General features: G+C 70.6%; 18 protein-coding genes and 2 pseudogenes. 9 read left to right on the top strand and 11 right to left on the bottom strand.

Annotated elements, in window-relative coordinates; all coding sequences use genetic code 11:
- Positions 1-554: 554 nt before the first annotated feature.
- On the top strand, positions 555-1148 hold the full coding sequence (locus tag ACFYWX_RS40455; protein WP_389430102.1) for a hypothetical protein: 594 nt from the start codon (positions 555-557) through the stop codon (positions 1146-1148).
- 467 nt (positions 1149-1615) lie between these two features.
- Positions 1616-2002 (top strand): hypothetical protein, encoded by a 387-nt coding sequence (locus ACFYWX_RS40450; RefSeq protein WP_389430101.1) that lies wholly within the window; start codon positions 1616-1618, stop codon positions 2000-2002.
- A 286-nt stretch (positions 2003-2288) separates the two neighbouring features.
- Here ACFYWX_RS40450 and ACFYWX_RS40445 read toward each other — a convergent pair whose 3' ends face one another.
- The 6 genes from ACFYWX_RS40445 to ACFYWX_RS40420 form a co-directional block, all read right to left on the bottom strand.
- Entirely contained in the window at positions 2289-2669 is a 381-nt protein-coding gene (locus ACFYWX_RS40445) for a hypothetical protein (RefSeq protein WP_389430100.1), read from the bottom strand.
- 248 nt (positions 2670-2917) lie between these two features.
- The gene (locus ACFYWX_RS40440; protein ID WP_389430099.1) at positions 2918-7015 is read right to left on the bottom strand and encodes a HEAT repeat domain-containing protein; all 4098 of its coding nucleotides are present in this window, start codon (positions 7013-7015) and stop codon (positions 2918-2920) included.
- Complete coding sequence (locus tag ACFYWX_RS40435; RefSeq protein ID WP_389430098.1) at positions 6994-7335, bottom strand: CU044_2847 family protein; 342 nt, start codon at positions 7333-7335, stop codon at positions 6994-6996. The genes ACFYWX_RS40440 and ACFYWX_RS40435 overlap by 22 nt, the downstream gene beginning before the upstream one ends.
- A gap of 12 nt (positions 7336-7347) precedes the next feature.
- The gene (locus ACFYWX_RS40430; protein WP_389430096.1) at positions 7348-7518 is read right to left on the bottom strand and encodes a hypothetical protein; all 171 of its coding nucleotides are present in this window, start codon (positions 7516-7518) and stop codon (positions 7348-7350) included.
- A 467-nt stretch (positions 7519-7985) separates the two neighbouring features.
- Complete coding sequence (locus ACFYWX_RS40425) at positions 7986-9104, bottom strand: fatty acid desaturase family protein (RefSeq protein WP_389430094.1); 1119 nt, start codon at positions 9102-9104, stop codon at positions 7986-7988.
- 7 nt (positions 9105-9111) lie between these two features.
- The gene (locus tag ACFYWX_RS40420) at positions 9112-10167 is read right to left on the bottom strand and encodes a ferredoxin reductase (RefSeq protein WP_389430092.1); all 1056 of its coding nucleotides are present in this window, start codon (positions 10165-10167) and stop codon (positions 9112-9114) included.
- Positions 10168-10253: 86 nt separating this feature from the next.
- Between ACFYWX_RS40420 and ACFYWX_RS40415 the strand changes: the two genes are divergently transcribed.
- Both ACFYWX_RS40415 and ACFYWX_RS40410 read left to right on the top strand, forming a co-directional pair.
- Positions 10254-11393 (top strand): PucR family transcriptional regulator, encoded by a 1140-nt coding sequence (locus ACFYWX_RS40415; protein WP_389430091.1) that lies wholly within the window; start codon positions 10254-10256, stop codon positions 11391-11393.
- Positions 11394-11956: 563 nt separating this feature from the next.
- Positions 11957-12295, top strand: coding sequence for a thioredoxin domain-containing protein (locus tag ACFYWX_RS40410; protein ID WP_319235853.1), 339 nt, complete (start codon positions 11957-11959; stop codon positions 12293-12295).
- 95 nt (positions 12296-12390) lie between these two features.
- On the opposite strand, the gene ACFYWX_RS40405 is transcribed toward ACFYWX_RS40410, so the two are convergent.
- On the bottom strand, positions 12391-12519 hold the full coding sequence (locus ACFYWX_RS40405) for a hypothetical protein (RefSeq protein ID WP_389430090.1): 129 nt from the start codon (positions 12517-12519) through the stop codon (positions 12391-12393).
- 333 nt (positions 12520-12852) lie between these two features.
- Here ACFYWX_RS40405 and ACFYWX_RS40400 point away from each other — a divergent pair, with 333 nt between their 5' ends.
- Positions 12853-13458 (top strand): dihydrofolate reductase family protein, encoded by a 606-nt coding sequence (locus ACFYWX_RS40400; RefSeq protein ID WP_389430089.1) that lies wholly within the window; start codon positions 12853-12855, stop codon positions 13456-13458.
- On the opposite strand, the gene ACFYWX_RS40395 is transcribed toward ACFYWX_RS40400, so the two are convergent.
- Positions 13455-13634 carry a DUF6233 domain-containing protein gene (locus ACFYWX_RS40395; protein WP_389430136.1) on the bottom strand — a complete coding sequence of 60 codons (180 nt, stop codon included), beginning with the start codon at positions 13632-13634 and terminating at the stop codon, positions 13455-13457. The genes ACFYWX_RS40400 and ACFYWX_RS40395 overlap by 4 nt on opposite strands.
- A gap of 41 nt (positions 13635-13675) precedes the next feature.
- On the opposite strand from ACFYWX_RS40395, the pseudogene ACFYWX_RS40390 reads away from it, so the two are divergent.
- A pseudogene (locus ACFYWX_RS40390) lies at positions 13676-13975 on the top strand (Tn3 family transposase); the annotation flags it as partial.
- 97 nt (positions 13976-14072) lie between these two features.
- On the opposite strand, the gene ACFYWX_RS40385 reads toward ACFYWX_RS40390, so the two are convergent.
- Together ACFYWX_RS40385 and ACFYWX_RS40380 are read right to left on the bottom strand one after the other, a co-directional pair.
- The gene (locus ACFYWX_RS40385; RefSeq protein ID WP_389430088.1) at positions 14073-15389 is read right to left on the bottom strand and encodes an MFS transporter; all 1317 of its coding nucleotides are present in this window, start codon (positions 15387-15389) and stop codon (positions 14073-14075) included.
- Positions 15386-15925, bottom strand: coding sequence for an ArsR/SmtB family transcription factor (locus ACFYWX_RS40380; RefSeq protein WP_389430086.1), 540 nt, complete (start codon positions 15923-15925; stop codon positions 15386-15388). The genes ACFYWX_RS40385 and ACFYWX_RS40380 overlap by 4 nt, the downstream gene beginning before the upstream one ends.
- A gap of 315 nt (positions 15926-16240) precedes the next feature.
- Between ACFYWX_RS40380 and ACFYWX_RS40375 the strand changes: the two are divergent.
- Both ACFYWX_RS40375 and ACFYWX_RS40370 read left to right on the top strand, forming a co-directional pair.
- A pseudogene (locus ACFYWX_RS40375) lies at positions 16241-16909 on the top strand (recombinase family protein).
- Complete coding sequence (locus tag ACFYWX_RS40370) at positions 16906-17061, top strand: hypothetical protein (protein WP_389430084.1); 156 nt, start codon at positions 16906-16908, stop codon at positions 17059-17061. The pseudogene ACFYWX_RS40375 and the gene ACFYWX_RS40370 overlap by 4 nt, the downstream one beginning before the upstream one ends.
- A 79-nt stretch (positions 17062-17140) precedes the next feature.
- Here ACFYWX_RS40370 and ACFYWX_RS40365 read toward each other — a convergent pair whose 3' ends face one another.
- Positions 17141-18040: an aminoglycoside phosphotransferase family protein gene (locus ACFYWX_RS40365; RefSeq protein WP_389430082.1), complete on the bottom strand. Its 900-nt coding sequence runs from the start codon at positions 18038-18040 to the stop codon at positions 17141-17143.
- 92 nt (positions 18041-18132) lie between these two features.
- On the opposite strand from ACFYWX_RS40365, the gene ACFYWX_RS40360 reads away from it, so the two are divergent.
- Positions 18133-18291: a hypothetical protein gene (locus ACFYWX_RS40360; RefSeq protein WP_389430080.1), complete on the top strand. Its 159-nt coding sequence runs from the start codon at positions 18133-18135 to the stop codon at positions 18289-18291.
- Positions 18292-18414 lie beyond the last annotated feature (123 nt).

The following is an 18414-nucleotide window of genomic DNA, read 5'->3' as shown; positions in this document are numbered from 1 at the left end:
TCTTGGGTCGTGCGCCACCACCCCGAACGGCCGCACCGTCCTCCTGGTCCCCGACAAGGACTCCTCCTCCTGGTACAGCAGCCTGTGGGGCCCCCAACTCCTCTTCCGCCACGGCGGCTACTGGTGGGACGGAACCACCTGGTACCGACCCGACCAAGTCTGGGACGCCGCCAGCGAGCGCTACGACCGGCGCCCAGTCAAAGCAGCGACCACCATCACCGCAGACGACCTCCTCGACGACAACGCCCACCCCGCCGGCGGGCGCCTGCTGAAGGTCGCCAACTTCGCCCCGGACGCACCGCCCCCGACCCCTGGAACGACCACCTCGCCTTCTGGGCCTCCCGACGCCCCCGAAACGCCCGCCCCCTGTCGAAGTGCGTGGTCCGCCTCTCCGCCCCCGAACTCGCCACGGACCAGCTCATCGGCGTACCAGAGATGGCCGAGATCGGCGGCATCGCCGCCTCCACCCTGCGCGCCTACATCTCCCGCAACCAACGCGACGTCCCCCCCCACCCCAGGCCACCGTCAACAACCGCAACCTGTGGGCCGCCACCGTGGCCCAGGACTGGGCCGAACAACGCCACCGCTCACCTGAAAGCACCGCTGCCACGCTCAACTCAGACAACGACAACCCGCCCATCGGCGCCTCCGAACTTCGCCACCGACTGGCACGCCTGTTCTTCGGCGTGCTGTGGGAACGGCCCGACCGGCGCAAACGCTGGGCACTGCGCCACCGCAACGAAGCCGCCGTACACGAGGTAGCCGACGAACTCGCCTGGAACGTCGCAGCCGATACAGAAGGGATCATCAGCCCTTACGATCTCGCGGCCACCGTCCGCTACGCCTTTCTCGACGAACTCGCCTACGGCAAGGAACTGGACGAGGCAACGGGAGATACCGGGCCCACGACCTTCTATGGCATCGTGACACCGGTGGCCAAAATGCTGGACTGGCTGATCGGGCACCATCCTCTGGCTGCCCACCACGTCATCGGCGAGATCATCGGAGACGCCGAGCGCCGCCTGGAAATCCCGCGCGACGTCACCGCCGAATCAATCCGCACCGCCCTGGGGCTGGACAGCCAACTCCCCCGTCAGACGCGGCTGGAGTTCCTCAAGCGCGTTCTGCCTCCGGCACCTCACCGCTGAACGCGTTCTGCCGGACCGGCGCTTGGCCGGCGCGCTGGTCCCCGGTACCGCGAGCAGTGCCTCGGCCTGCGGTCCCCGGTCACGCCGTCCGCTTGAGCTCAAGGTCGCCAGACAGTCCGAGGGTGAGAACCTAACTGCCGCCGCCTGTTTGGGAGGACTCGAGCTGCGCATCAGCGTGCCTAGGAGGGCGTCTGATCAATCACAGGATGCCGTGGTTGCGTCCAAGCGAGTGGGTGGCAGACGGGCCTTGCGCGAGTGTCAGGTCCATCATGCCTGTTCGGAGGTGGTTTCGGTAGGACCGAGCGCACGTCCGTTAGGCCTTGTGGCAGCTGTTACCGCGCGCCAGACTCACCGTCATCCACTCCCCGGCCAACGTGTCGGCAACCGTTCTCGGCTGTCGGCGCGTTAGCCGTGCTGTCTCGCCGTGTGACGTGCACCGGCCGGGGGTGGCGCGACGAAGGGGATCGATGGATCAGGACATGGTAGTGCTGGCGAGGGTCAGGCTGCTCAGTGCCAACCGGCGGGTGGTGCGCGGTGCCGAGGGGATGTGGATCTACCGCCTTCTGACACAGGTGGAGCCGGAGGCGTACGGGTCGAAGCTGGCGTACGTCCTGGTGGAGGCAAGCGCTTCGCCCCTGGTGCGGGAGTTGCCTGAGCGACGGTTGGCCCTGTTGGACGAGGCCGTGGAGGTGGCGAAGGCCCTCGGCTCATCGAACCCCTACCGGGCGAAGATGCTGGCGAGGGCCCTGGCCGCCAGGCAGCGGGAACTGGAGGGGCGCCCGGCGGAGCCGCTCGCGTCCGATGGGCGGGAGCATCGGGCGGCCCTTCAGGAAGAGCCGCAAGGACGCGCATGACTCTGTGGGTGTCGGGCGTTGACTTTCCGGACGGTGAAGAAGGGGAGGGTCCAGTCCCGCTGTCTGGATGGAGCGGCGCCTGATTCCCCGGATGTACAGCTCGGAGCGTGGGGCTTCGGCCACGGTCGGGACCCACGCTCCCGATGCCGGGCGCTGGAACTCAGCCCCCCGTTCCGGAGGGCGCGTCCTGCCGCCGTCGCAGATGTGAGGCGGCGGTCAGAATGTTGTGGCGCGCCCGTTCTGTCTGATCCGTGGGGTGGCTGACGTCCCGGATGCAGGTGGAAGGTCAGTAGTCCCTACCGTGTTCCAGGAAACCCCCGTTTTCAGCCGTCTCGTCGCCGAGCGCGGGGGCATCCCCACCCAGGTGCGCGGTGAAGCCGAACGCATACGCCGCGACCTGGCCCAGATAATGCGCCGCGCGCCCGCAACCCAGCTGAGCGCACCGCAGAACCTCCCCGCCCTGAACGTTCCTCCTGCAGCCCTGTAGGCGCGGGGTGCGGAATCCGGCCGCTTCGCCGCAGTGGCTTGCGCCGCGCGGCGCGCTCAGCTGCGTGGACGAGGACCTGGAGACGTCTTTGTCGACGTCTGCGAAGGGCTTGCGGTCCGGGGGAGTTCCGTTGAGCTCGTTGAGCGCTGTCTCCAGCCGGTCCAGCAGGGTGTCGTCCACAACCCTGGCATGTCGGCCCTGAGCGCCCGCCGCTTTGCGGCCGCGGTGCCGGTTCCGGCTCCCTGCCGGGCAGAAGCCTGGCAGGGAGCCCGACACACGGCCGGGCGTGCAGCGCCTACTTGGAGCTGTGTCAGGACGCGAGGGAGTTCACGGGGTGAACGCCGGTGTGGTCGTGCGGAGTGGGGTGCCGGGGTGAGGGCCAGCGCGCAGGGCGAGGGCCAAGGCGCGGGACGGGAGCCGTCGCGCGGTCAGTCGGTGCCGGCCGTGCGGGGGCCGGGTCTGCGTGCCTCCGCGAGCAGCGCGCGGCAGTGGTCCCGCAGCAGATCGGAGGGGACCGCGCCGAGCGAGACGTCCCGGACGACTCGGCGCAGCTCCCCGACCGGGGAGTCGGCCAGCACCTGGAGCACCTCGAACTTGTTCCGCATCGGCACCTTGGGGTCGGACATGAAGTCCTGGGCCGCGGCCGCCGCCGGTGCGTGCTGCAGCTGGGCCAGGGTGATCAGCACCCTGGTCTGGAGGTAGCGGTTGGGCTCCCTGGCCAGCCGTCCGAGCAGGTCCAGCACGTCCGTGCCGCCCAGGTGCTGCAACACCTGGACCGCGCCGACGCGGACCATCGGCGACAGGTGCCGGGCGGCGGCGACCGCCCGGTGGGCGGCGCTCGTCTCCGGCAGCAGGCGGCCCCGGGTCAGCGCCAGCGCGCGGATCCGGACCTCCGTCACCTGGCGGGCGTCGGCCGCCACGTCGGGCAGCACCTGCCTGGCCCGCTCCGGGTGCGCCCGGCACAGTGCCTCCAGTGCCCGGATGCGCGAGTGCGCGTCGACCGACGCGTCCGTCAGTAGCTCCTCCAGTGCCCGGCACCCGTCCTCCGGGGCGATCTTGCCCAGCGCGCCGGCGGCGCGGATCCGCGCCGCCGGACCGAACGCCGACCGGGCGAGCTGCTCCAGGCAGCGGCGTGCCCGGCCGTCGCCGAGGTCCGCCAGGAGCGTGCCGGCCCGCACCCGCATCTCCTCCAGCAGCTCCGGGTTGTCCAGCACGGACAGCAGGGCGTCGGCGGCCTTGCGGGTGCGGAACTGGTCGAGGCGCTCGGCGGCCAGGATCTGCGACGCCCGGGGCGCCGAAGGGTGCAGCGCGATGATGGTGAGCGGGTACAGCGCCCGCGGGTCCCGTACGCCGTCCAGCGCCTCGGCGGCCTGCAGGCGCAGCCCGGTCCCGGTCGCGGGGTCGCTGGCCAGGGCGTACAGGACGTCCTGGCCGCGCGGGTCGGAGAGGGAGAGCAGCGCCCGGCCCGCCTGGAGCCGCTCCGGTCCGGTCAGCCGCTCCGTCGCCGCGATCGCGGCCAGCGCGTCGGCCGCTCTGGGGTCGCCGTGCCGGGCCAGCGCCTCGGCCGCCCGCAGGATCAGCGCCGGCTCGTCGGACGGCCCGGTCAGCAGGTGAGCCAGGGTGTCCACGACGCGGGGGTCCCGGAGCCGGGAGAGCCCGTCGGCGGCCGACAACCGCAGGAGGCGGTCCTCCGAGGGGTCCTGGGCGATCCGGGCCAGGCACTCGACGGAGTCCTTCCCGCCCAGCCATTCCAGGGCCTCCAGCGCCCGGCTCCGGGAGGACACCGGGCGCTCCCGGTCCCCGGCGGTCTCGCGCAGGTACTGGAAGGCGGAGTACGGGTGGAGCCGGGAGAGCGCCTCCACCGCGGCGGACCGGACATGGGTGGGGGTCCGGCCGTCGACGGCGATGCCGAGCAGGATGGCGACGGCGCTGTCGGGCGCGGTCCGGTCCAGGGACTCCGTGGCGCGCAGCCGGTCCACCCACCAGGTCTCGGAGGACCGGGCGAGGTCCGCCAGCGCCCGCGCGCCGCGCTCGTCACCGAGCCGGCCCAGGATCTCGGCGGCCCTGATCCTGCGCCCCGCGTCCGTCTCCTGGTCGCCGGCGACGGAGACCGGCAGCTCATGGGCGTCCGCGGCGCCGAGGTCCGCGAGCATCTCCGCGGCATGCAGCCGGGATCCCAGGTCGTGCGCGGGGAGCGCCGCGAACGAGGAGATCTCCGCGGTGCCCCGGGCGTCCCCGAGGTCCACCAGCGCCCGGGCGGCCCGCAGCCGGTCGAACGGGTCGCGCCGCTCGTCGCGGACCACCGCGAACAGTTCCCGCGTGGCCGCCCGCAGCACCCGCCGGGGAAGGGCGACGCCCTCGCCGCTCAGCCGGGCGACGTACTGGGCGCCGTACAGCTCCCTGGCCCAGTGCGCGAGCAGCCGCGCGAACCCCGGACGGCCGGACCAGGAAGAGATGAGGAAGTCGACATAGGGACTCTCGACGGCGGTCAGCGGGGCCACCCGGCGTCTGCGCGGCCAGCCGCCGACGATCGAGCGGTAGGCGGCCCGGTTTCGCTCGGGGTCCCCGACCGTGGCCTGCGCCGCGAGGTGTTCGAGCAGCGTCTGGTGGACGAACTCCAGGCCGCCGCCCCGCCGGACTACCAGCCCGCCGCGCAGCAGTACCTCCTCGCACAGCGCGCTCCACCGCTCGGGACGGAGCGAGGCGGGCCGCAGGTGGCCCGTCCACCGTTCGATCAACTGCCGCTCGGGGGTGGTGTCCCCGCGGTACTTGGCCAGCGCCAGCTCCCGCAGGACGTGATCCGTCAGGGCGCCGAGTCCTTCCGCCGCGCGGGCCCCCTCGGCGCCGTGGCGGTCCAGCACGGCGTGCGCCTGCTCCAGCACGTTGGCCCGCTCGCCGTACTGCTTGGCGCGGAGCAGGTCCATGAACCGCGTGTACAGCGCCCAGCGGCCCCGGGGCAGCGGCTCCTGGCCGGAGTCGGCGTGCAACTGGCAGAGCATGGTCGCCATCAGCGGCACCGTCGCCAGGTGCCGCACGCTGGGGATCCTGACGTGATTCAGGAAGGCGGTGGTCCTCGCCTCCGGCTCCGGCAGGCCCAGGGCGGTGAACCAGGCGCGGGCGAACCTGGGCAGCTGCTGGAGGTCGAAGGGCAGCAACGAGCAGCAGCGGAACCGGGGTTCCGGCACGTCCCGGACGTCGAGGGTGGGCCTGGTCGCCAGGACGAACCGGAACTGGTGCGCGTACGCGTCCTGTTCCCGGATCGAGGCGAGCTTGCCCAGGACGCGCTGCCGCCCCTCCGGGCTCATCACCTCGTCCAAGCCGTCCACCAGCAGCAGCCAGCGCACGCCCGGCGCCGGGGAAGCGGCGAAGAGGTCCTCGCGGATCGGCCTGACCAGCCCGGCGCCGCTCAGCTCCCGGGAGACGGCGTCGTGCAGGAGGCTCGCGAAGGGCCGGTCGCCGACCAGGTCCGCGGCCCTGACCAGGACGGGGACCGAGTGGTAGAAGTGCTCCTCGGTCCACCTGCGGGCGACGGTGGTGATCCAAGACCGCAGCAGACTGGACTTCCCGAAGCCCGGTCCGCCGAAGACGATCACGTCGTCGGGGTGGTCCAGGAGCGCGTCGGCGGGGGTCCGCGCCTCGTCGTCCGGCACCGGGTCGAGGCCCCGGTACGCCGTCGCGTGCTGGTGGACGTAGACGGTGGACAGCGGCGGCGGCACCGTGCCGGGGACCACGCCCGGGTACGGGTGCTCCCAGGCGGCCCGCGCGGAGATGTCCAGGAACTCGCGCAGCCGCGGTCCGAGGAAGGGCCAGCCGCCCGCCTCGATCTGCGCGTCCGACAGCGTGCCCAGCCAGGTCCGGCAGTCGGCGCTCCACCGGCTGTCGCACCAGCCGGGATCGAGCCGGGCGCTCAGCTCGCGCGCCCCGACCATGTGCGAACTGCCGGTCCGGTCGGCGGTGGTGAGCATGCCGGCCACGCACCCCGTCCGGCGGTTGAGGACGGGGCTGCCGCTGAACCCGGCGGTCACCACCGCGCCGCGCAGCCGGTGCAGGCTATTCGGCAGCTCGAAGGCACGGGCGGACGTGCCCTCGTAGGTGAAGGTCGCGGACTGCCCGGCGCGGAACATGCCGGACGGGTGCCCATGGGTCCACAGCGCGTCCCCGACGGCCAGCCGGTCCGACAGCGGCAGGGAGGCGGGGCTCTCCCGCCGGTCGGCGTCGGTGACCTGGAGGAACGCCAGGTCGAGCCCGTCCCCCGGGGTCAGGAAGTACCGCTCCGGACGCGCCTGGAGTTCCAGGACCAGCGAGCGCGAGGCGATGCGGCCCACGATCCTGCGCGGCAGCTCCGCCGCCGAGGCGGCCACCACGTGGGCGCACGTGGCCACCACGTCGGGCGCCACGAAGAAGCCGGTGCCCACGGCGAGCGGTTCGCCGTCGGGCGAGGGCACTTCGAGTGCGACGACGGAGTCCAGCAGTGCCGACTCCTGCCTCCCCGGGGGAAGGCCCGTCACGCCGAGGTGCTGTCCCATTCGAGCGTGACCTTGAACGCCGATCTGGCGCTCGCCTTGCCGATGGCGGCCACCAGGGAGCCCGACTCCAGGGCGATGTCGCAGCCGAACTCCAGCGTCACCTTGCTCGCCGTGCTCTGCCGGGCCTGTTCGCCCACGGCCCGCGCCACCGCGTTCAGCCCGGACATGACCTGGTCGAGGCCGGGGCGACGGGCGCCGATCTCGGTCTCCTCGCCGTCCGCCGCGGCCTCGGCGGAGCGCGCGAACACCTGGATGCGCACCCCGTCCTGGGTCACCGGGACCACCACGGTCTCTCCCGCGGTGCGGTCGTGCTCTGTCATCGTGCGTCCCCTTCAGGCGTCGGCCCGAACGTCTGTGACGAGCCCGGAGCGGGCCGTGAACACATCGTGGCACAGCCCACTGACAGCGCGTGGCCGGTTCTGCAGCCGCTCGAACGTGAGGCGACCCGCGGCGTCCCATACGACCAACTCGCCGTCCATCGCGGTCGCATCCGGCAGCTGCACGGCCCCGACTACGACCTCCGGAAACGCCGGCCCCATTTCCGTGCCGCGCCTGGAGCGCAGACCATCCGGCCCGCGTCGACGGAGACGGCGGCCCGGAATCCGTCCCATTTCGGCTCACCCGCCCACCCCGGCAGCAGCGCAGGGTCGGACACAGGGGCGGCGAGCATCGGTTCCGGCAGTGTCCACGTCACAGCCGATGCCTTCCACCCAGCCCGCCCGTCGGCAAACCGAGTGCGCGTACGCCCCCGACTACCGGCCCGACCACGGCAGGTCAGCGCACTACAACACCTCGCCGGGGGCTGTGTGCTGAGCTCCTGGCGCACGTCCAGGCAGCGCAGCCGGACACCGGGCTGCCCGGGTCCCGTGTCGTACGGTCTGATGTCGCGGCCGCCCACCGTCCGCAACGGATCTCACCGAACCCGGCGGTGCCGCCGGTACGGCCGGAAGATCTGAACCAATACCGGGAATCAGGCCGCGACGAGCTCCTGCTCGCGGTCCGGCGTCTTGACCTTGGGCTTCTTGTTCGGCAGTGAGAGCCGGAAGACCTTGCGCCACGCGGAGAACACCTGCTTGGGCAGCGGCCCGGTGACGTACTCCAGCTCGTACTTTTCGAACAGCGCGCGCACCTTCACCGCGACCTCGGCGTACCGGTTGCTCGGCAGGTCCGGGAACAGGTGGTGCTCGATCTGGTGCGACAGGTTGCCGGTCATGAAGTGCATGGCCTTGCTGCCGCTGATGTTCGCCGAGCCCATCATCTGGCGCAGGTACCACTGGCCGCGCGTCTCGCCCTTGATCGACCGGCGCTCGAAGACCTGCACGCCCTCGGGGAAGTGCCCGCACATGATCACCGAGTGGGTCCAGATGTTGCGGACCAGGTTCGCGGTGAACGTGGCGGCGAGCGTGGTGAGGAACGACGGGCCCGACAGCAGCGGGTGGATCACGTAGTCCTTGAGCACCTGCTTGCGGATCTTGCGGCCCACGGCCTTGGCCCGCGCGCGGAACTCCGGGTTCTTGCGGCGACGCTTGTGCAGGTTCTTGCCGAGCTCCAGGTCGTACGCTGCGATGCCGTACTCGAAGAAGCAGGCGTTGATGAAGTTCCACAGCGGCTGGCCGAGGTGGAACGGGTGCCACCTCTGGTCCTCGTCGACGCGCATGATGCCGTAGCCGAGGTCGTTGTCCTTGCCGATCACGTTGGTGTACGTGTGGTGCAGTTCGTTGTGCGAGTGCTTCCACTGCTCGGACGGCGAGACGTGATCCCACTCCCAGGTGGTGGAGTGAATCTTCGGGTCTCGCATCCAGTCCCACTGGCCGTGCAGGATGTTGTGGCCGATCTCCATGTTGTCCATGATCTTCGCCACGGACAGACCGGCGGTGCCGAGCAGCCACGCGGGCGGGAAGATCGAGAACAGCAGCACGCCCCTGCTGACCAGCTCGAGCTTGCGCTGCGCCGAGATGACCTTGCGGATGTAGGCGGCGTCCTTCTCGCCGCGGCCGGCGATCACCTCGTCGCGGATCGCGTCCAGCTCGCGGCCAAGCTCCTCGATCTGTTCCGCGGTCAGGTGGGCGGTGGGGTCGATGGCGGTCAAGGTGCTCCTACCGTTCGATGTCGCAGGGGCCCGCCGCGGCGGACACGCAGGTCTGGATGAGGACGCCCGGCTCGGCCTCGGTGATCTCGCCGGTGCGCAGGTCGCGGACTGCGCCCGCCTTGAGCGGCGTGATGCAGCCGAAGCAGATGCCCATGCGGCACCCGGAGGGCATGAGCACGCCGGCCTCCTCGCCGATGTCCAGCAACGGCGTGGCGCCGTCCGCGTCGACGGTCTTGCCGGTGGCGCTGAACGTGACCTCGCCGCCGTCGCCGGCGACGACGATGCTGGGGCGGAAGCGTTCGGTGTGCAGGCGCTCTTGTACGCCGTGCTCGGTCCAGTGCTCTTCGGCGGCGTCGAGCAGGCCCGCGGGCCCGCAAGCCCAGGTCTCGCGCTCGGCCCAGTCGGGCACGAGTTCGTCGAGACGGGCGATGTCGAGCATGCCGTCTGTGTCTGTGTGCACCTCAGTGAGCCGCAGCTTCTTGTCCGCGACCAGGTCGTGCAGTTCGTTGCGGAAGATCACGTCTTGCGGCTGTGGCGCGCAGTGGACCATGACGACGTCGTCGAACTCGGTGTCGCGCAGCATGCCCATCACGGGCGTGATGCCGCTGCCGGCCGTCAGGTAGAGCACCTTGGCGGGCTTGGCCTGCGGCAGCACGAAGTCACCGGTCGGCTGGTCGAGCTGGATCAGCGTGCCCGGTGTGGCCCTACGGACCAGGTGGTTACTGACCTTGCCGTCCGGGATCGCCTTCACGGTGATCGTGACGCGGCCGTCCTGGCGGTTGGTCGGCGAGGTGAGGGAGTAGGCACGCCACAGGCGCACCCCGTCGACGTCGACCCCGATCCGCACGTACTGACCGGCTGTGTGGCCGCGCCAGCCCCGTCCCGGCCTGATTACGACAGTCGCGGCGTCACCCGTCTCGGGGTGCACGGCCTCGATGCGCCCACGCAGGTCAGCGCCCGCACGCAGCGGGCTGACCAGGTCGAGGTAGTCCGACGGCAGCAGCGGCGTCGTGACCATCTCCAGCAGTTTCCACGCCCTGCTGCGGAGGGCTGTACTCGTCATGACTCCAGCTTGCTGCGCCTCAAGGGGTAAAGTCCTGACCGCAGGACGTAAATCTGGTCGGCTGAATTGTTCGCAGGGAACAAAACGTGAGCCATGCAATCCGGAGGGCCAGCGAACTGGCCCTGGATGAGACGACGGTCACCGCACTGCGGGCCGCGCTGAAGAGCACCGCCGACGAGGTCGTCCAGGCGATCATCGACGAGGTCCCTCCCTACGCCAACGCCCTTTCGGGCCGCATGGGCGGCACCATCCGCCGAGCCGTCCGCACCGCCCTGGGGCACTACCTGGACCTCGCGAGCGGGAACGCCACAGGCGGCGACGCCGGTGACGCGGCCTACGAGCTGGGCCGCGGCGAGGCGCGCGACGGCCGTTCGATGGACGCCCTGCTCAGCGCCTACCGCGTCGGCGCCCGCGTGGCCTGGCGATGCCTGGCAGCGGGTGCCGTACCCGCGGGTCTGCCCGCCGCCGAGGTCGCCAAGTTCGCCGAGCTGACCTTCGCCTACATCGACGAGCTCTCCGCCGCGAGCGCCGCGGGCCACGCCGACGAACTGGCCGCCCATGGCAGGGCCCACGAGCGCCACCTGGAACACCTGGCCCGCGACCTCCTCGCCGGCGCGAGCCCGGACGTGCTGCTGGCCTCTGTTCAACGGGCCGGGTGGCAGCCTCCGGTTTCGCTGACCGCGGTCCTGCTGCCCGCCGCCCAGGCCCGGCCCGCCTACCGCGTGCTCGACCCGAGCACCCTCGTCCTCGACGATCTGCCGGACGCCACCGGTGTGCTGCTCGTCCCCGATGCCGACCGATCACATCTCTTGCGGCAGCTGACCGACCGCACCGCCGTGGTCGGCCCGGCCCGGCCATGGACTCGTGCGTCCGCCTCGTACGCACGAGCCGTACGCGCGCGCATGCTCTCCTCTGATATTCGCGACACCGAGGACCACCTGCCCGAGCTGGTGCTGAGCGCCGACGTGGACGCGTTCGCAGACCTGCGTGCCCGAGCCCTCGCACCGTTGCGGACCTTGCCTGTCGCGACCGCGCGGCGGCTGGAGGAGACGTTGCGGGAGTGGCTGCTGCACCAGGGCAGACGGGACGAGGTGGCGGCGGCGTTGTTCGTCCATCCCCAGACAGTCCGGTACCGGATGTCGCAGCTGCGGGAGCTGTTTCCGGATCTCGCATCGCCACACCGGGTCCTTGAACTGACTCTGGCGGTCGGTCTTCGGGTCAGCTGACGCGTACTTCGACCGTCCACGCCCGCGTCCGCGAGCAGTCCAGGAATCGTGCGCCTCGTTCTCGGTGCCATCAGCTGGCTCATGCGGCCCGGGGAAGAGCGGTATGAGCCAGCTGAGACCGGGGGTTGATGTGAAGACCAGGCAAGGCCTCGGGAAGCCCGTCGGGCGCTGTCTCTGAGAAGAGCGGTGGCGGATACGGCTCGACTGGATCCGGTGGACGATGCGCGCCGGCCCGCTCGTCGACGCGCTTATCGAGCATCCGGTCGGTGATCTGGGCCGCTATGCCCTGAAAAGCGGCTTTCATGTCGTCGTGGAGGGCGCTGTCCTGGCACGAGCTGACCCACGGGCGCGCGGCGGGCTGCACAGCTGGGTGACCGGCGGGGCGGCCAGGCCGGGTCACCAGGGGCGGGGGGCCGGGCCGCTCGCGCCGGGGACCACCGTGGTCTGCGACGGCCCCGTGCCTCCCTTCACACAGGTCAACCGGAGGACCGACCGGGCCGGCCTGGTACACCGCGCGAGGGATGATGGGGATGGAATGACGGAACGTGAGGTCAGGAGCTTCCATGGCGAAGCGGGTTCACCGCCCCCGTGAGGACGCGGAGTTCAATTTCATCCTCGGGATGAGCGGAGTTCCGGTCCTCGCATATTTCACCGGGACATGGCCCAAGGCAATCGAGCCCTGCCGGGTGATGGACCTCGTCGTGGGTGGCATCGCCGACGACTACACGGGCCGCCTGACGGCCGTCCGCGCCGACATCACGCGTTGTCCGGCCGCAACCGAGCGATACGGGATCACCGGAGCCCCGTCCTACGTCCTGCTGAAGGAGGGAGAGGCGGTGGCGCACGGCACGGGGCCTATGACAATCGCCGAGGTACGGAAGTTCCTGGACGGCCACCTCTGAGCGGCCGCTGCGGCACGTGGCCGCGACGCCCGTCACGTCTCGTCTATGGGAGCTGCGCCGCCTGAGACACCTTGGGGCTGAGACACCCCCACAGGTCACATAACGCAGTCGATCGCGGTCGCGTCCGGCAGCCGCCCGGCTGCGACCACGATCTCGGGGAAGGCCGGCCCCATGTCGGTGCCCCGGCGTGAGCGCAGCACCACGGTGCCAGCCTCGACGGACAACGCCCCCTGGCAGTCCAACACTGTCCCACGCAGGCGCCTTGGCCGGGGCAGAGAGGCCGAGCTCGCGATGGACAACGGACAACACAAAACCCTGTCGATATTTTCGGCTCCGCCGCCCACCCGGTGCGCAGGGCAGGGCTTTCGACGGCCAGGGTCAGCATCGGCTTGGGCAAGGACCACGTCATGCCGTGATGCCTTCCACGTCGACCACCGGCAGCGCCGTCGGGCAGGGAGCAGTCGCCCGGCAGCCAGTCACTGCAGCCCGGCCGCGGAAGTTCCGCCGATGAGTTTCCGGCGGTTGTGCGGTCTACCCGTCGACGAAGGGAGCGCACCATGCGCGAGATCATCGTTTGCACGTTCCTGACGCTGGACGGCGTCATGCAGGCGCCGGGCGGTCCGGACGAGGACGCTGAGAGCGGCTTCGAGCACGGTGGCTGGCAGAAACCGGTGGCCGACGACGAGGTCGGCACGGCCATCGCAGGTTGGTACGAGCACTCCGACGCGATGCTGCTCGGCCGTAAGACGTACGAGATCTTCGCGTCGTACTGGCCGACCGCCGATCCCGGCAACCCGTTCACCGATCGGATGAACAGCATGCACAAGTACGTGGCGTCTCGGACCCTGACGTCCGTCGAGTGGCAGAACTCCACGCTGCTGGAGGGCGACATCGTCGATGCTGTACGCAGGCTGAAGGTGTCCGACGGCGGCAACATCAACGTGGTCGGCAGCGGCGACCTCGCCCAGACCCTCATGCAGCACGGCCTCGTCGACGAGTACCGGCTGACCATCCATCCGGTGATCATCGGCACCGGCAAGCGGCTGTTCGCCGACGGAGCGATCCCCACTGCGCTGGAGCCGGTCAGCGTCTCGACGACGAAGGGCGGCACCATCGTCGGCGTCTACCGGCCGAACGGTAAGCCCAGCTACGACAGCTACTAGTGGAGGATGCCGAGGGCCGTGTCCGGTCGGCAGTGGACGCAGGCGGGCACCTGCTGTCGCAGTGCCTCCAGCGCCTGCTGCCGTGTGACCGGACGGCACCGGCCGTTCTTGGCCGCTGCCCAGCACTCACCGGTGTGCACGGCGTCGACGTTCGTGCGGTTGAGCCCGTGCTGGATCAGCCACTCAGGCGGAGGTGGCCGCTCTCCTCACCCCGCAGGGCGGCCGGGGCCAGATCCGCCAGGCGTACCGGGAGGGCCAGGAGGACCAGCTCGCCGCCCTCGGTCTGGTCCTCAACGCCGTCGTCCCGTGGAACACCCGCTACCTGGATGCCGCCGTCGCCCAGCTCCGCGCCGAGGGCCACGACATCACGGACGAGGACGTGGCCCGCCTCTCCCCGCTCCAGGACCGGCACATCAACTTCCTGGGCCGCTATCTGTTCGACATCAAGGCCGGCGGACCCGGTCAGGGCCTGCGCCCCTTCCGGGACTCGGAGGCTGTCGAGGACGACGAGGATTGACGGCGGCGCACCCCGCCTCCCGCTGGGCCACTCGTTGCATCCTGTGGAGGCCAGGCGCCCGACGCTCCGGGCCGAGGCGAGGAACGCCGAGCTGGGCTCAGCACTGGCTCAACGACCTCGAGGAGCCCTGAATGGCACCCTCCTGAACGGGGTCCCAGGATTCCGGGTGATCTGGATCATCGGCCGGAGTGGCGGCACGCAGCGCCGCCTTAACCTGGCGGTTGCTGGTCATGGTCGCGGTGACGGCGGTCATGGTGAGGAGGAGGAGGGCGGCGGTGCAGAGCGGGGTGCGCACGTCGTAGGTGGTGGCCAGCCAGCCGCCGAGGAAGGCGCCGAACGGGGCGGCGCACATGGCGAGCATGCGGGAGGTGGAGGCGACCCGGCCCATCAGGTGGGCGGGGACGATCGCCTGTCGGAGGGAGGGGCCGAGCACCATCGTGGCGCCCATGCCCGCTCCGCAGACGGCGAGCGCGAGGCCGGCGACGTACGGGTTCGGGGCGGCGGCAAGGCCCAGGACGGCGAGTCCCTCGACTGCGGCCGTGCAGGTCAGTGCGGTGCCGGTGCCGAGTAGTCGGCCGAGGAAGGAGGCGATGCCCGCGCCGAGCAGACCGCCGGTGGCCTCCGCCGTGAGGAGCAGGCCGAAGCCGAAGGTGTCGATGCCGAGACGATCGTGCGCGAAGAGGGCGAGTACGGTCTCCACGGCGAGGAAGGCGATGTTCCCGACCGCGGGACGCAGCGCGAGCCCGAGCAGCAACTGATCCCGGAATACGTACGAGGCGCCGGCCCGCGCCTGCCGAAGCAGCGACTCACGGGCCTGCGGTACGGGCCGGGGTGCGGCAGGCAGCGACCGTACGAGCAGTGCGGAGAGCGCGAACGACACCGCGTCGGCGAGCAGCGGAACCGCCCGCCCGAGCGCGAGCAGGGCACTGCCCGCAGGCGGCCCCGCGAAGCCGGACGCGGCGGTCTGGGTGCCGCGCAGGCGGGAGTTGGCGCGCTCCAGGAACGCGGGGTCGCGGCCGAGCAGATCCGGCAGATAGGCCGTGGCGGCCGTGTCAAAGAAGAGTCCGCCGAGGCCGAGCAGGAAGGCGACGGCCGCGAGCAGTGGAATGCTCAGCACGTCGAGTGCGGCCGCTGCCGCCGGTATCGCGAGCAGCACCGCACGCGCCGCGTCCATGACCCACATCGTGCGGCGACGGTCCCAGCGGTCCACCAGCGCACCGCCGAGCACCCCGAAGAGCAGCCACGGCAGCGTTCCGGCGGCTGTGACGACGGCGAGCGCCATCGGATCCCGCGTCAACGTCAACGCGAGCAGCGGCAGCGCGGCATGCGACACCCCGTCACCGAGCGAGGACACCGTCTGTGCAGTCCATAGCCGCCCGAACCCGGTCGGCAACTTCCCAACGTCTGAAGTCACTTGGCGTCCCCTTCGGCCTGCTCGCGCGGTGCCTGGTGGAACAGTGCGAAGACGAGTGACGCGTCCGGCAGCGACGGATCGGACAGCTCCCGGTACTCGTCCGCCAGTGCCTGCAGCCGCGCCCCCAGCTCCGCGAACTGCTCCTCGGTGAGCCGCAGATGCGCCATTCGTACGTGCCGCTCGCCATCCACCGGCGCTGCCTCCAGGTCCGCCACCGCATGCCGCATCAGCACATCCGGCCCTCCCTCGCCCGGATCCGGCAGCACGATCGCCCGCGCGGCCATTGCGTAGTACCGCTCAGTGACTCCCCGGACCTTCCGCGTTCGTACCACCCTCACCAGGCCGGCCCGTTCGAGCAGCCGTACGTGGTAGCTGGAACTCCCCTTCGCAAGGCCCACTCGCTCGGCGATCTGCGTAATCGTCGCGGGCTCGAAGCGGAGCACGGCCATGATCCGGTGACGCGTGAGATTGGAAACGGCGCGTAGCTGCTCGTCAGTGGTGACGTGGAACGTCTCGGGAAGATCATCGGTAGGCATGCCTCCAATGGTCAACACTTCTTGACCATTGGGCAAGGGGTTTTGTTCGGGCTTCCGGAATCGGCTGTCCAGCACGTGAGGCCTTCGCTCCCGCGCCCTGCTTCTCGACCTGCTCAGCCAGCACCCGGGCGCCTTCGCTTCGCCCGTCACAGAAGCTCATCCGCATCGCCCAAGTCCCTGAGTCGTCAAGAAACCTTCGTTTGTTGAAGATCGCCGGACGGGCGGCCGGAAGGCCCGCCAGGTTTTCAAAAACTCCTTCAAGAACCCCGGTGGTTCAACAACCCGAGATCACCGTTTTCTGACAGGAATCCGGGCGTGAGCACGCCACTTGAACCTGCCGCCTTCGACCTCCTGGTTGCCGAACCCGCACGCCTGACCGACATCCGCATCGGCTACGCGCGGGTGTCCACGGGCGGTCAGAAGCTCGACCGCCAGATCGACGCCCTCACCGCCGCCGGCTGCCGCCGCATCTTCGCCGACAAGAAGTCCGGCAACGACGACCTGTGACCCGAGCTGAAGGCGTGCCACGCCTTCCTCCAGAGCGGCGACACCCTGGTGGTCCCCGCGCTTGACCGCTACGGCCGCTCGCTCAAGGACCTGGTGAACATGGTCGGCGAGCTGCGGAGCCGGGAGATCGGCTTCGCCTCGCTGCACGAGCGCCTGGACACCACCACCGCCGGCGGGCGCCTGATCTTCCACGTCTTCGCCGCTCTCGCCGAGTTCATCCGCGAGCTGATCGTCTCCGGCACCCGCGAGGGCCTGGCCTCCGCCCGCGCCCACGGCCGGGTCGGCGGTCGGCCCACCGTCGTCAACGCGGACATCATCCGCGCCGCCCGCGACATGCTGCCCAACCCCGAGCACTCGATCACCTCGATCGCCCGCCTGCTCGGCGTCAGCCCCGGGACGCTGTACGACCACATCCCGGACCTGCAGGAACTCCGCGCCGGCCGCGTCCCGGCCCAGCTCGACGGCGGCATGCGGTGATCCCCGGACCGCACCGACTCAAGGGCGGCGCCCTCCAGCTCGGCGCCGACGAGGCCGGCCTGCCCGGCCCCCTCGGCACCTGGACTCATCAGGACGGCCAGGAAGACGAGCACGGCCCGGCCGAGGATGCTTTCGCCGACCTGCACTGCTGACTCGCCAAGATCATCCTTTCACTGACCAGCCCAATTCCAAGTACCAGACCGGGCCAGGGACGGTCGATCTATGCCGACGTCAAAGGCCCTTCAAGACACGATCAAGTGCCGACCGGCCTGCGGGCCCCCAGTTCGGCTTGCCGCCGGGCAGGCCGCGGTCCCCGTTCTGGCCCATCAGCATCAGGAACAGGCTCTTCATCACGGCCAGCCCGCGCGCCCGTCGTACCGCCGCCTCGTCCGCCTGTGCGTAGCTGTCGAAGAACCGTGAGGCGCCGCCCGCGGGGAGCAGCAGCCAGGCGGCCACAAGGTCCCATGCCGGGTCGCCGGCGAAGACTGCGCCGAAGTCGACGATGCCCGCCAGTGTCCCGTCCGCGACGACGACGTTCGCGGGATGCAGGTCGCCGTGCACCCACACCCGCCGGCCCTCCCACTCGGGAGCCACCACCGCGTCGTCCCACACGGCCCGGATGTCGTCCTCGGCGAAGCGGCCGAGGTCCACGGCCTGCAGGAAGTTCTCGAAGCCGTCCGTGCACTTCCTGGGGTGAGCGCCGAAGTCCGAGGCGTCCGGCGCGTCGGCGGGCGCCTCCGCATGCAGCGCTTTGAGAAAGGCCGCCAGCGTGTCGGCCGCGTGGTCGCCGCGGGTGATCGAGCCGTGGTCCAGCGGCGTGCCTTCAACCCATGTCATGACGGTCCAGACCTTGGGGAAACGCTCGGACGGTGCCCCGCTCCGCACCGGGGTCGGGATCGGAAGCGGCAGGCGCGGGGCCAGCACCGGCAGCCAGCGGCGCTCCTTGAGCTGCAGATCGGGGAGTTTGTCCATCCGCTGCATCCGGACGGCCAACTTGTCCCCGAGGCGCCACATCTGGTTGCCCCAGCCGCCCTCCACCTCGCGGATGGGCAGCTCGGCCAGGTCCGGATGCTGTTCCCGCAGCAGGTCGCGGACCAGATCCTCGCTGATCTCAATCTCGGATTCGATCACGCGAAGTCACAGTACTTGAGGTAGGCGGAGCCGACCTTGCCCTTGGGAAGATCCAGCTCCCGGTTCGATCTCCCAAGTTCTCGCGGTACCCGGTGATCCCGGGCGCGCACCGACTCAAGGGTGGCGCCCTCCAGCTCGGTGCCGACGAGGCCGGCCTGCCCGGCCGCCCCTTCGGCACCTGGACCGATCAAACCGACCAAGACGACGAGCGCGACCCGGCCCAGAACGCTCCCGCCGAACCGCACTGCTGACCCACCAAGATCATCCCATGAAGGCTTTTGGGCTCACCTTGGCTGGACCTCATCCCGGACATGCGCGCCGGCGCTGTACCCCGCCAGCTCAACGCGCCCGCGAAGTAGACCAACCCGACCAAG

Origin of the sequence: Streptomyces sp. NPDC002888 (assembly GCF_042888465.1) — a bacterium.
GTDB lineage: Bacteria > Actinomycetota > Actinomycetes > Streptomycetales > Streptomycetaceae > Streptomyces.
Note: the sequence above shows the minus strand (reverse complement) of the source record. Positions and strands in the feature narration are given on the sequence as shown.

What these genes read in the sequence shown, in the direction of transcription:
- ACFYWX_RS40435 (WP_389430098.1), bottom strand. Translation starts at nt 7,335, where the DNA reads ATGACAGAGCACGACCGCACCGCGGGAGAGACCGTGGTGGTCCCGGTG.
- ACFYWX_RS40450 (WP_389430101.1), top strand. Translation starts at nt 1,616, where the DNA reads ATGGATCAGGACATGGTAGTGCTGGCGAGGGTCAGGCTGCTCAGTGCC.
- ACFYWX_RS40420 (WP_389430092.1), bottom strand. Translation starts at nt 10,167, where the DNA reads ATGACGAGTACAGCCCTCCGCAGCAGGGCGTGGAAACTGCTGGAGATG.
- ACFYWX_RS40400 (WP_389430089.1), top strand. Translation starts at nt 12,853, where the DNA reads ATGCGCGAGATCATCGTTTGCACGTTCCTGACGCTGGACGGCGTCATG.
- ACFYWX_RS40380 (WP_389430086.1), bottom strand. Translation starts at nt 15,925, where the DNA reads ATGCCTACCGATGATCTTCCCGAGACGTTCCACGTCACCACTGACGAG.
- ACFYWX_RS40440 (WP_389430099.1), bottom strand. Translation starts at nt 7,015, where the DNA reads ATGGGACAGCACCTCGGCGTGACGGGCCTTCCCCCGGGGAGGCAGGAG.
- ACFYWX_RS40410 (WP_319235853.1), top strand. Translation starts at nt 11,957, where the DNA reads ATGGCGAAGCGGGTTCACCGCCCCCGTGAGGACGCGGAGTTCAATTTC.